This window comes from Gemmatimonas sp. (assembly GCF_044345575.1).
Taxonomy (GTDB): Bacteria; Gemmatimonadota; Gemmatimonadetes; order Gemmatimonadales; family Gemmatimonadaceae; genus Gemmatimonas.
Genome location: NZ_JBIJAW010000071.1, coordinates 1 through 12,588, shown reverse-complemented (window position 1 = coordinate 12,588; position 12,588 = coordinate 1). Strand labels below are relative to the sequence as shown.

Here is a 12,588-nt window from a genome sequence, read left to right as displayed (position 1 = left end):
GTTGCTCGGCCGGTTCTCCTTCCAGCGCGACGTGGCACCCACGGGCCGTTCCGGTCCCGGAGATCCGGGCGCCGAGCGAGGTGATGGATCCTGCATGATCGTGATTGCCACCGATGCGCCGGTGCTGGCGCGTAATCTCGAGCGACTCGGGGCACGTGCGATCATGGGACTCGCGCGCACCGGGTCGAGTGCCTCCAACGGGTCGGGCGACTATGTGCTCGCGTTCTCGACCAACCGGCGCGTCCGACGGAATCCCGATGCGACGCTCTCCACCAACGACGAACTCGGCAACGATGCCATGTCGGCGCTGTTTCAGGCCGTGACTGAAGCCACCGAAGAGGCGCTGTACGATGCGCTGCTCATGGCCACACCGGTGAGCAGCCGCGCCGGCACAGTGAAGCCGTTGCCGGTGGATTCCGTGCGGAATCTGCTGCGCGCACGCGGTATCGGGCGGTAGAGCGCCGCCCGATCCGCTCGACGGTAGATCAGCCGAGTACGTCGGCCAACACAGCGCCCGCCGTGGCGAGGCCGCCGGCGCCCGGGCCCTGAAAGACCAGGGCACCGGCCGTCTCGCTTTCGATCACCACACGATTGAATGGACCGGATACGTGGGCCCAGGCATCATCGCCCGTCACGCGGGTGGGCAGAATGCGGGCCACGAACTCCTCGCCTTCGCGCGCCACGCTCGCGATGAGCTTCACGCGGTCGCCTTCGGCGGCGACGCGCGCCGCCCACGCGGCTGTTTCCGCGTCGATGCCACGACGCGTCACTTTCAGTGCGGCAGGTTCGATGCCGAATGCCAGCCACGCGAGGATACGCAGTTTATCTTCGGCGTCCTGCCCGTTGAGATCACGCGTGGGGTCGGCCTCGGCATAACCGAGACGCTGCGCCGTCGCGATCGCGTCGGCGAGTGAATGCCCCTCGGCCACGCGCTCGAGCACATAGTTGCTGGTGCCATTGAGGATCCCGCTCACCTTCGTGATGCCCACCCCCGCGGCCCCCGTGCGCACGCACCGCACGATGGGAATCGCCCCGCACACCGCGCCTTCGAAGTCAAGTCGTGTGCCGCTGTTGCGGGCGAGCGCCTGGAGTGCCGCGCCACGTTCTCCGAGCAGTGCCTTGTTGGCGGTGACGACACGGATACCACGACGCAGCGCCGTCTCCACCAACGTACGGGCCGTGGTGGTACCACCGATCGCCTCGACCAGTACATCGATATCGTCATCGAGCAGGTCGGTGGGATCGGTGACCACCGCGCCCGACGGGGCGATACCACGCGCGATCGCCTGCGCGAGCGACGGCCGGGGCCGCGACGGATCGCGGACCAGCACGCGCTCGACGCGAATGCGCGGGGCATTCGGATCGGCCTCGGCGCGCTCGCCGAAGAGATCGAGCAGGCTACCACCCACGTGCCCGCATCCGGCGAGGGCGATGCGGAGCGGCTTCACCGCATGCGAAACGTGTGGAAGCGCTCGCTTCGCACCGCGCTCCGTGGGCGCTGCGACACTGGCGCTTGCGCTTCGCGGCGATGTGGGTGCCGCCGGTGAGGCGGCGCGACCACGTCGCGTTGCGTTCGCTTCCCGCTGTTCGGCGGCATGCACCGCGTTGCCGATGATGCGTGCGACGCGATCGACTTCGAGCAGGAACGCATCGTGCCCGTGCGACGAAGGCAGCTCCACGTACGTCGCGCCGGCCGCATCGGCCCATTCGCGTACGGAGTGATCGGGGTACAGCAGATCACCGGGAATACCTACGCCAACGAGTCGGTCGGCGATGGCGGACAGCGCCGCGTTCACCCCGCCGCGGCCACGTCCCACATCGTGCACGTCCATCGCATCGATAAGCGCACCATAGCTCGTGGCATCGAACCGCTGCACGAGCTTCTCGCCGTGCGTATCGAGCCACGAGTTCACCTGGAAGTTGCCGCTGCCATTCTGTGCGCGCCCGAACCGGCGCTCCAGCCCTTCCGGGGTGCGGTAGCTCAGCATCCCCACCATGCGCGCCAGCGCCAGACCGTCGCGTTCGCCACCCAGCGCGATGGCGCGACGCATGATGGCGTTCCACGCCAGTCCCTGTGCTGTCTGCACCGCGGGGGCGGCGAGGCACACGGCACCACGAACGCGATCGGGGAAACTGGCTGCGAATTCGAGCGTCACCATGCCGCCCAGCGAGCCACCGCACACGAGCAGTGGCGCGCTCACACCAAGCGCATCGAGCAAACGGGCCAGCAGAGCCGCCTGATCACGTGTGGTGATCGGCGGCAGCACATCGGGATCGCTGTTGGTGGGTCCGGTCGTGCCGTCGCAGCCACCGAGCAGATTGGCGCAGAGAATGGCGTGCTTCGTCGGGTCGAGCGCGGCCCCCGCACCAATGACCCCCTTCCACCACTCGCTCGCGTGCACGGTGCCGGTGAGCGCATGTACCACGAGCACGACGTTGTCGCGCGCCCCGTTGATGGCGCCCTCGAGGCGATAGTGCACGTCGACGGTGTCCAGGTGCTCTCCGCCTTCCAGCACGATATCGCGGAAGGTGATGGTTTCGTCGCGTACCGGCCATTCGGCTGCCGCGCGAGGGGACGGCGTGGCGGGCGCACCATCGGGTGTCGCACGGCTCGCCCCGATCGTGGGCGGACGGGAGATGATGCGCGACGGGCCGCGCGGGGCGAGCAGGGAAGGGGGCAGCGTGCTCATGCCGCGGTCACCGTGGCCTGGAGTGCGGAGGAGGTGGACGAAGTCGCGGCGCGTGCCGCGCTGATTCCTGTGGCCGTCTGCAGGGCGCGATCGAGATCGGCGATGAGGTCGACGGCGTCTTCGAGGCCGATAGACAGACGCACGAGATCGGGGGTGACGCCTGCGGCATGACGCTCGGTGTCACTCAACTGTTCGTGCGTGGTCGTCCACGGATGAATCACGAGACTCTTCGCGTCGCCCACATTGGCCAGCAGCGAGAAGAGCGCGGTGCTCTTGATGAACTGCCGCGCCGCGGCTTCACCACCGCGCACGCCGAAGGTGAGGACGCCGCCGAATCCGCCCTTGAGTTGCTTCGCCGCGTTCGCATGCGTGGCGTGCGACGTGAGCCCCGGATACTTCACCCACGATACCGCCGGGTGTTGCTCGAGGAACTGCGCCACCTTGAGCGCATTGGCGCTGTGCTGGCGGATGCGCAGTGGCAGCGTTTCGAGTCCCTGCAGGAACAGGAACGAGTTGAAGGGCGACAGCGCCGCGCCGATATCGCGCAGCAACAACACGCGCAGGCGAATCGCGAACGCGATGTTGGCGCCGCCCACGTTGCCGAACGCTTCGGCGAAACGCAGGCCGTGGTATGCTGGCTCCGGGTCGCTGTAGAAGCGACGGAACCGAGCCGTGCCGCCCCAATCGAACTTGCCACCGTCTACGATCACACCGCCGATGCTGGTGCCGTGACCACCGATCCACTTGGTGGCGCTGTGCAGCACGATGTCGGCGCCATGTGCGAGCGGCTTCACCAGCACGGGCGCGAAGGTGTTGTCCACCACGAGCGGCAGGTTGAACTCGTGCGCGAGTCGCGCGAGCGCTTCGAGATCGGGCACGTCGAGCGCGGGGTTGCCCACCGTCTCCACATAAAGCGCGCGCGTGTTGTCGTCGATCGCGGCCGCCACGGCCTTGAGGTCGTGGATGTTCACGAACTTCGTGCGGATCCCCAGGCGCGGCAACGTGTTGGAGAAGAGCGAGACGGTGCCGCCATACAGCGACTGCGAGGCGACGATGTTGTCGCCGGCTTCCGCGAGGTTGAGAATCGCCAGCGTCTGCGCCGCCTGCCCACTGGCTACACCCACCGCCGCCACACCGCCTTCGAGGGCGGCAATGCGCTTCTCGAACACGTCGGTGGTGGGGTTCATGATACGGGTATAGATGTTGCCGAACGCCTTGAGGCCGAAGAGGTCGGCCGCATGTTCGGGGCTGTCGAACACGAACGAGCTGGTGGCGTAGATGGGCACCGCTCGTGCGCCGGTGGCGCTGTCGGCCGACTCCTGGCCGGCATGCAGGGCGATGGTGTCGGCGGCGAACGGACGGCTTGTGAACTCGTTGCTGGATACGTCGGACATCGTAGGCACTCTCCTGAGGAGTAGTGCCGCCAGACAACACGAAGCGCCCGGAGACGGAGGGCCGCCGGGCGCACTCGCTGTTTAGCTCCTTGTTTTACGTGGCGGCAATCGGCGGCAAATCACCACGGCACCGGAATGGTGCGGTCTTCAGTTGTCGTATTGCTGAACGCGGCGATTCTCGATTTCGAGGACCGGAAAACACTGACGGCCCTCGCCGATTGAATCGTCGAGGGCCGTCAGGACCACGACTTAGACGGATTGTCAGCGCCGCTGGCGCTGAGTGCACGGCCCGTCAAATCGGGAAAATCGCCGCGCACAGTTGAGTATCGGCAAGGCGGGGCGGGAAATCAAGTCGGGTTTTGCCGGACGCTTCGCACCCACCCACAACCCTCTACTCACGACCCTCAACCCTGAACGGAGCTGCTGTCAGTCGCGTGCTCGAACCACAGGGCCATCGCCGGCGTCTGCCGGCACGCCCGTTCAGCGTAGAGGGTCGTGTGTTGAGGGTTGTGGGTGGGTGCAATTCCCTCTCAGCCGGGCAGCGACACCCCACTCACCACCCGAAACGTATCCCGCGCGATCAGCAGTTCTTCGTCCGTCGGCACCACCCACGCCTCGAGCGTCGAGCCGTCGGCCGAGAAGCGGCCTTCGCGTCCCCCCACCAAGGCGGAGTTCGCCGCGGCGTCGACGTGCAGTCCCGCCCACTGAAGACCGTCGCAGATCCGCGCGCGAATTTCGGCACTGTTCTCGCCGATGCCGCCCGCGAATACCACCGCGTCGGCACCGCCGAGGGCCGCGAGATACGCGCCGATGTACTTGCGCGCGCGATAGCAGAAAATCTCGATCGCGAGACGGGCGCGGCGATCGTTGAGCTCGTTCGCTTCCGCGAGCAGGTCGCGCATGTCGTTGGTGAGCCCACTGATGCCCAGTAGTCCGGACTGGCTGTTGAGCATCGCCTCCACCTGCGAAAGCGACAGCCCTTCCTTGGCCGCGATGTAGTCGAGGAGCGCCGCATCGAGATCGCCGGACCGGGTGCCCATCACGAGCCCTTCGAGTGGCGTGAAGCCCATACTCGTATCGATGGACACGCCGTCGCGAATGGCGCACGCCGAGCAGCCATTGCCGAGATGCAGCGTCACGATGCGCACCTCGCCGCGTTCGCGTGCCGTGATCTTGCGGAAACGATAGGCGATGGAGCGATGCGACGTGCCGTGGAATCCGTAGCGGCGGATCTTGTGCCGGCGGTAGAGCGGATACGGAATCGCGTACAGATACGCGTGTTCGGGAAGCGTGTGATGGAACGCCGTGTCGAACACCGCCACCTGCGGAACTCCCATGCCGAGCGCCTTCCGCGTAGCCTCGATGCCGCGGAGGTTGTGCGGATTGTGCAGCGGCGCGAGTTCCACGTTGTCCTCGATCCCCTGAAGAACGGCGTCGTCTACCATCACGCTACTGCGGAATTGCTCGCCCCCATGTACCACGCGGTGACCAACGGCGTGGATGTCCGCGCGGGCCGACAAGCCGGTGCCACTCTCCGGCGCGGTGAGGTACCCCACCAGCCAGTCCACGGCGGCGCGCATGTCGCGCAGGCTCGCCGTACGCCGTCGGGTGCTGCCGTCGGCGTTGCGGAGGGTGATGACCGACTCGCCGCCGATGCGCTCGATCTGGCCACGCAGCAGTTTGTCGTCACGGTCATCGGCAATACGATCGGCATCGGTGATGACCACCTGGAACTTGAGCGTCGCCGAGCCGGCGTTGAGCACCAGAATATTCACACGCGCATCCCGAGCACATCCTGCGTGGAGAACGACACCGCCCCGCGAAACACGAAGGCCGGTGAAGAGCACCAGAGCACCTGATGCATCTTCACCGGCCGCACGAGCCCGGGCAAGCGAGCATTGCCCTACAGCGTGGTCAGAACGGCTTGTAGAGGGCCATGTACACGGCCAGACCGGCCAGCAGCGGAAGCACGAAGATGAACGGCTTGGCGAGTGCGGGCTTGCGGTAGGGGAGCAGCACGATGGCGCTGAGCACAAGCCAGACGATGAGCTTTACCCACAGCCAGCCCGGGAAGTTGGACCCGTGCTTGAAGCCGATGCGGGCGAGCATACCGAATCCGCCCACGAGGATAAGCAGCGCGCCCAGGCCGTGTACGCTACTCATGAGGCCACGGGTCTGGCTGGTGGCTTTCGTGCCGCCATTGGCGGCATGGGTGGCGACACCACCGATCGCGAGAAAGAGCATCGCGATACCGATGATGTGCAGGATTTCGTAGAAGTCGCGTGGAAACATGCGGAAACGGTCAGGAAGTGATGTGTGCCAGCACGGGCTCGTGCACGTCGAAGCTGGCGATGGTACCGGGGGACAGGCGGCGATAGCTCTCGAGCACGCGACCCAGGGCGTCCTGGGCATCGTGTCCCACTGCCGACAGGTGCCCCATCTTGCGGCCGGCCTTCGCGCCGTGTTTGCCGTAGAGGTGCACGCGGCTACCGGTCACGTTGAGGGCATGCGTGAAATCAGGTGGCGTGTCCTGCAGCCACACGTCGCCGAGCAGGTTGGCAATGGCCGAGGGGGCGTGCACATCGGTCGCTCCCAACGGGAGGCCGCAGATGGCGCGCACGAGCTGCTCGAATTGGCTCGTGGCGAACCCGCGCTCACTGTGGTGATAGGTGTTGTGCGGACGCGGCGCCAGTTCGTTCACCAGCAGCTCACCGCTGGTGGTCACGAAACACTCCACGGCCAGCAAACCCACGATGCCAATACGCTCGGCCACGTTGCGGGCGAGCGTCTGGGCGCGCGCGACCATGTCGTCGCTGATCACAGCGGGCACCACCGCCCAGGTGAGCACGCCGCTCGTGTGGTGATTGCGCGAGGGCGGATACACCGCCACGGCGCCCGCGGCGGTACGCGCCACCAGCACCGACAGCTCGTAGTGGATATCCACCTTCTGCTCCACGAGGCACTCGCGCGCGCCGAGGGCCGTCCATGCGTCGATGCCCTGCTCGGTCGTGGAGAGGCGCACCTGCCCACGGCCGTCGTAGCCGCCGTGCGTACTCTTCGCGATGCAGGGGCCGAACTCGCGCACGGCATCGGCGATGTCGCTCGCCTGCTGGGCCGCGACGAAGTTGCCGAGCGGAAACCCCTGCGCCTTGAGCCACTGCTTCTGGCGGATGCGATCCTGGATGATGTACACCGGGGCACGCCCCGGACGCAGCGCCGTGCGCGCCGCGACGGCGTCGAGTACGTCCGGATGGATCTGCTCGATTTCGAGGGTCACCACGTCGCATTCGGAGGCCAACGCCACGGCGGCGTCGACATCGTCGAACTTCGCGGTAATCGTGCGCGATGCCACCGGGCGCGTGGCGCACGCCGCTTCGGGGTCGAGCACCTGAATGTCGTAGCCCATGGAGCGGGCGGCGAACGCCGTCATGCGTCCGAGCTGGCCGCCACCGAGGAAGCCAATGGTGGCGCCGGGAAGAATCGGCTGCGCGGAGTCGGTCACGTGGCGGCGGGCGGAATGGCGTTGGGGGCGTTGAGCGGACGCGCGAGGGCTTCTTCCGCCTTGGCCGCCCGGCGGGCGGTCAGGCGCGCGAACAGCGTCGCATCGTCGGCCGCGAGCAGCTGGGCTGCGAAGAGCGCCGCATTGGCGGCACCGGGCTTGCCCACCGCGAAGGTGGCCACCGGCACTCCCGCCGGCATCTGGACGATGCTGAGCAGCGCGTCCATGCCATTGAGGGGCGTGGCCACCACCGGCACACCGAGCACCGGTACGAGCGTCTTGGCCGCCAGCATCCCCGGGAGGTGCGCGGCCCCGCCGGCCCCGGCGATGATCGCGCGCAGGCCGCGCGTCTTCGCCTGCTCGGCGTATTCGAACAGCCAATCGGGCGTCCGATGCGCGGACACGACGCGCGCTTCGTACGGGATCGCCAATTCGGCGAGGATGTCGCAGGCTGGTGCGAGCGTATCGAAGTCGCTCGCACTGCCCATGACCACGCCAACCAGGGGCGTGGAAGCGTCAGAGGTCACGCGGTCTCCAGAGTGAGGGGACCCGATAAAGGTACCCGGGGCGGGAAGGGACGACGGCCTTACTTCTTCTCCGGGGCGATAATGGGCCGGGTGCTGCCGCTCCATTCCTGAAACGAGCCGTCGTACATGCGGGCGTCACGCTCCAGCAGGGTGGCCACGAACCACAGCAGCGTGGCCTGCTGCCCGATATGGCAGTACGTGATCACGGGCTTGCTCCGGTCCACCTGCTGCGCCGCGAACAGCGCGTCGAGCTCCGCCCGCGGACGCAGGAACCCGTTCACGCTCACGCTGGAAATGGGGATGTTCACCGCCGTCGGAATGTGCCCCGGGCGCGGGTAGCCCCCGCCGTCCCCGTTGTAGAAGCGCGTGAGACGCGCGTCGACGATGTACCGCGACTTGTCCTGCGTGGCGGCTTCCACCTGACTCACCTGCGCAATAAGGTCGGAGCGTACGCGCGGCGTGAAGGTGACAGCCGGTGCCGCCGCCGGCGCGGTCGTGCTCACCGCGCGCTGCTCGCCCTTCCACGCCTGATAGCCGCCGTCCATGAGCGACGCACGATCGCCGGCGCCGAGGTAGGCCAGGGTGAAGAACACGCGCGTGGCGCTCTGGAGATTGAAGTCGTGGGGCACCACGATCACGCGGGTCTTGTCGCCGATGCCGTTGCGCACGGCCCACGCGGTAAGCTGTTCCGCGCCGGCCATCTGCAGCGTAAGCCCACCTTGCACCTGCGGTAGCGCCAGTTCCTCCAGCGAGACATGGCGGCTACCCGCCACATGCCCGCTGTCGTACTGCGCCTTGGTGCCCACATGCAGCACCACGACGTCACGGTCGTTGATGTGCTCGGCCACCCACTTCGTGTCGACGAGCATGGGGGCCGCGTTGGCGGCGCGGGCGTTGGGTGCCGCAGACGCCGAAGCGGCGCCTTGCTGGGTCGAGGCGCGGCAGGCGGCGAGCGCGAATACCGCCACCGATGCAGTGAGCAGGCGCGTCTTGAGGAGATGGGACATGAGGGGCTCGGTCAGGGAACGATGACGGGACGCCCGCGCATGTCGCGCACGTCCACGGGAGCGATCTTGGTGGCCTTGAGCGCCGGCTCGATGCTGGCGCGGTCACCGGCGATGATGATCTGCATCTTGGAGGGGTCGAGATAGCGCCTCGCCACCCGCTGCACATCGGCGGCGGTGACCTTCGCGATCCCGGCATCGAACGACCCCAGCGTGGAGAGCGGGAGGCCGGTGGGCACGAGGCTGGCCACCTGCGAGGCGATATCGCTCGTGCTCTCGAACCCATCGGCGTAGCCGAGGCGCAGGTAGCGCTTCACCTTGGCTAGTTCTTCCGCCGGGAGTGGCTTCTGCATGCCCTTGAGTTCGTTCATGAACTCGATGAGCGCGGAGTCGGTCTTCGCGGACACCACCTCGGCGCGCGCGGTGAACGGTCCCGCTTCACGACGCATGCTGAAGCCCGAGCCGGCGCCGTAGGTGTACCCCTTCACTTCTCGCAGGGTGTTGTTGAGACGCGAGGTGAACGAGCCGCCGAGCGCCGTGTTCATGACCATGAGCGGGTAGTAGTCGATCGTGCTGCGCGGTACGCCGATGCTGCCGATGCGGAAGCTCGACTGCGCCGCCTTCGGCTTGTCGATGATGCGGATGGCGGTGGGACCGGCGGGCTGCGCCTTGGCGTACGTGACCGGCGGCACCGTGGCGCGTTCCCAGCCGCCGAACGCCGAGGCCGCAAGTGATTCGGCTTCGCGCACCGTGAGATCACCGACGAGTACGAGCGTGGCGTTGTTCGGGCGATAGTAGGTGCGCCAGAACTGCGTCACGTCATCGAGTCCGATCTGTTCGACGGTTTCGCGGGCGCCGCTGGTACTGCGTCCGTACGGATGGCTCTCGCCGAACACGAGCGCCGCAAAGGCGCGGTCTGCCATGGCGGGGCCGCGATCCTGCTCCTGCAGCAGCACCGTGAGTCGTTCGCTCTTGAGGCGGGTGAACTCCTTCTCGGGGAACGTCGGCCGCAGGACCACGTCGGCCATCAGTGACATCGCGCTGTCGAGCGTGGCGCGCGTGCCGTGCAGGGCAATGCTGCTGTTCTCGAGCCCGGAGAACGTGTTGAGCCGAATGGCGAGATAGCCGATGGCCTCGGCCAGCCCCAGCGCATCACGCGAGCCGGCACCTTCGTCGAGCATGTTGGCCGTGAGCGTGGCCAGCCCGGCTTTGGTGGTCGGATCCGCTTCGCTTCCCGTGCGGATCACCAGCTGCGCATCGACCACGGGGAGTTCGTGCTGCTCCACGATGACGAGGCGCAGGCCGTTGGGCAGCGTGCGCTCCACCATGGTAGGCAGCTTGAGCGGCGTAGGGGCAGACAGCGTGGGCGGTACCGTGCTGGCCGGCGTTGCCGTTCCCTGTGCGTTGGACACGGCGGGCAGCAGCGCCACTATGGCGACGGCCGCGGCGGTGAGTCGAGGTGTGCGCATCACTTGATCCCTCCGAGCGTCGCGGTCGTGAGCGCGAGCGACGTCTTGCCGTCCGGTACGATGGTGAGCACCACGCGCGGCGTGCCGGCGAGATGCGTGCGACCGGCCTGCTGCACCGCGGCCGGCGTGAGCGATTCGTAACGCGCCAGATCCTGCGCGAGATAGTCGGGCGATCCGGTAAAGTAGTTGTAGTAGCTGAGGCGGAACGCCTTGCTCGCCACACTGGCGAGGCCGTCGAGCATGCTCGCCCGCATGCCGTTCTTCACGCGGGTCAGTTCACGTTCGGTCACGCCGTTTGCGAGCACGTCGTTCAGCACCCGGGTGATCTCCGCATCGAGCTCGCGCGGCTGCACGCCGGGCTTGGCCGTCACGACCAGCTGGATCATGCCGTCGAGCTTCTGCGACTGGTTGCTCATGCGCACATCCTGCGCGAGCTGTTTCTCGTACACGAGCGTGCGGTACAGTCGGGAGCTCTTGCCATTCGCTACGATATCGGTGAAGGCATCGAGCGCGGCGTCGTCGGTGCTGAAGGCCTTCACGCCGTGCCACGTGTAGTACACCCGTGGCAACTGCACGCGATCCTCGACCACCAGCACGGTGTCGCGCGTGAGCGTGATGGCCGGCGCCACGGGACGTGTGATGGCCATGGCGCCACGCGGGATGGCCCCGAAATACTTCTTCACCCAGGCCTTCGCCGAATCGGGATGGAAGTCGCCGGCGATCGTGATCGTCGCGTTGTTGGGCGCGTAGTACTGGCGGAAGAAGTCCTTCACATCATCCAGCGCCGCGGCACTCAGGTCGTCCATGGAGCCGATCACGTCCCACGAGTAGGGATGCCCCTGGGGGAAGAGCACGGGCAGAATGGTTTCGTCGGCCTTGCCGTACGGTGCGTTGTCCACGCCCTGCCGGCGCTCGTTCTTCACCACGTCGCGCTGCAGGTCGAGCTTGGTCTTGTCCATCGTGGGCAGCAGCCAGCCCATGCGGTCGGCGTCCAGCCAGAGCATGAGCGGCAACGCGTTCGACGGCCCGGTCTCGTAGTAGTTGGTCCGGTCGAAGTTGGTGGAGCCGTTGTTGCTGGCGCCGGCCGCTTCGAGCCACTGATCGAACTTGCCCACGGGTACGTTCTGCGAGCCCATGAACATCACGTGTTCGAACAGGTGGGCAAAGCCGGTGCGTCCCGGCTTTTCGTCGCCCGATCCGACCTTGTAGAAGCCTTCCACCGCCACGATGGGTACCGAGCGATCCACGTGCAGGATCACTTCGAGGCCGTTGGGCAGCGTGTACTTCTCGTGCGGGATACCGGGGGCCTTCTGGGCCCGGAGCGGCGGTACCGCCGCCACGGCGAGCAACGCCAGCGTGCAGGCGGAGCTGCCGACGCGGCGCAATGTCTTGGAAACCATGATCACGGATCGAGGGAATTCGTGAGGGCTGCAGGTAGCGGAGATAATGTACACGGGGCAGTTTGGCCCCATGCCATCGGTTCAATACGCCGCCAAGCTCGGGACGTTCTCCGGCACCATGCTGGTCGTGGGAGGCATCATCGGGGCGGGGATCTTCCTATCCCCGGCGGTCGTGGCGCAGCGTGTCGGAACGGCCCCGCTCACCCTTGGGGCGTGGGGGCTCGGGGCGGTGGTGGCCATCATCGGCGGATTTGTGTATGCCGAGCTGGGTGCGCGTCGGCCACAGGCGGGCGGGACGTACGTGTACCTGCGCGATGCCTACGGCACCTTTCCGGCCTTCATGTACGGCTGGGCGCTGTTCCTCATCATGGCAACCGGTGCGATGGCGGCGGTCGCGATGACCGGCTCGAACTACCTGGCCGAGCTGATGGGACTCGGCGCGGGGGCAGGGCGCCCTATCGCCATTGCGCTGATCGTGGTGCTGACCGGGTTGAACGTGCTCGGGGTGAGCATCGGCGCCACCACCGGTAACATCCTCACGGTGCTCAAGCTGGCCGCGATTGCGCTGCTCGTCTTTGCGGCGCTCGCCTTGGCCCCCCGGTATC

Annotated in this window: 11 protein-coding genes and 1 riboswitch; of the genes, 2 read left to right on the top strand and 9 right to left on the bottom strand. The window is 67.0% G+C overall.

Annotated features, from left to right (window positions below; translation table 11 throughout):
• A partial coding sequence (locus ACIQ6O_RS06465; RefSeq protein ID WP_396206959.1) for a P1 family peptidase occupies nt 1–457 on the top strand: 457 nt, incomplete at its 5' end.
• A gap of 28 nt (nt 458–485) precedes the next feature.
• Here the strand turns inward: ACIQ6O_RS06465 and metX are convergent.
• The 9 genes from metX to ACIQ6O_RS06420 form a co-directional block, all read right to left on the bottom strand.
• The gene (gene metX, locus ACIQ6O_RS06460) at nt 486–2,690 is read right to left on the bottom strand and encodes a homoserine O-acetyltransferase (protein WP_396206958.1); all 2,205 of its coding nucleotides are present in this window, start codon (nt 2,688–2,690) and stop codon (nt 486–488) included.
• Entirely contained in the window at nt 2,687–4,084 is a 1,398-nt protein-coding gene (locus ACIQ6O_RS06455; RefSeq protein ID WP_396206957.1) for an O-acetylhomoserine aminocarboxypropyltransferase/cysteine synthase family protein, read from the bottom strand. The genes metX and ACIQ6O_RS06455 overlap by 4 nt, the downstream gene beginning before the upstream one ends.
• A 60-nt stretch (nt 4,085–4,144) precedes the next feature.
• Nucleotides 4,145–4,220: riboswitch (SAM riboswitch) on the bottom strand.
• 394 nt (nt 4,221–4,614) lie between these two features.
• Nucleotides 4,615–5,859 (bottom strand): acetate/propionate family kinase, encoded by a 1,245-nt coding sequence (locus ACIQ6O_RS06450; RefSeq protein WP_396206956.1) that lies wholly within the window; start codon nt 5,857–5,859, stop codon nt 4,615–4,617.
• A 139-nt stretch (nt 5,860–5,998) separates the two neighbouring features.
• Nucleotides 5,999–6,376, bottom strand: coding sequence for a hypothetical protein (locus ACIQ6O_RS06445; RefSeq protein WP_396206955.1), 378 nt, complete (start codon nt 6,374–6,376; stop codon nt 5,999–6,001).
• A 10-nt stretch (nt 6,377–6,386) separates the two neighbouring features.
• The gene (gene purK / locus ACIQ6O_RS06440; RefSeq protein WP_396206954.1) at nt 6,387–7,586 is read right to left on the bottom strand and encodes a 5-(carboxyamino)imidazole ribonucleotide synthase; all 1,200 of its coding nucleotides are present in this window, start codon (nt 7,584–7,586) and stop codon (nt 6,387–6,389) included.
• Complete coding sequence (gene purE, locus ACIQ6O_RS06435; protein WP_396206953.1) at nt 7,583–8,110, bottom strand: 5-(carboxyamino)imidazole ribonucleotide mutase; 528 nt, start codon at nt 8,108–8,110, stop codon at nt 7,583–7,585. Before purE ends, purK begins: the two co-directional genes overlap by 4 nt.
• Before the next feature lie 59 nt (nt 8,111–8,169).
• On the bottom strand, nt 8,170–9,117 hold the full coding sequence (locus tag ACIQ6O_RS06430; RefSeq protein ID WP_396206952.1) for a sulfurtransferase: 948 nt from the start codon (nt 9,115–9,117) through the stop codon (nt 8,170–8,172).
• Between the two features lie 11 nt (nt 9,118–9,128).
• On the bottom strand, nt 9,129–10,583 hold the full coding sequence (locus ACIQ6O_RS06425; RefSeq protein WP_396206951.1) for a M16 family metallopeptidase: 1,455 nt from the start codon (nt 10,581–10,583) through the stop codon (nt 9,129–9,131).
• Nucleotides 10,583–11,983 (bottom strand): M16 family metallopeptidase, encoded by a 1,401-nt coding sequence (locus ACIQ6O_RS06420; RefSeq protein WP_396206960.1) that lies wholly within the window; start codon nt 11,981–11,983, stop codon nt 10,583–10,585. The genes ACIQ6O_RS06425 and ACIQ6O_RS06420 overlap by 1 nt, the downstream gene beginning before the upstream one ends.
• A gap of 70 nt (nt 11,984–12,053) precedes the next feature.
• Here ACIQ6O_RS06420 and ACIQ6O_RS06415 point away from each other — a divergent pair.
• Nucleotides 12,054–12,588: amino acid permease (locus ACIQ6O_RS06415; RefSeq protein WP_396206950.1), on the top strand; the 535-nt coding region annotated here is incomplete at its 3' end.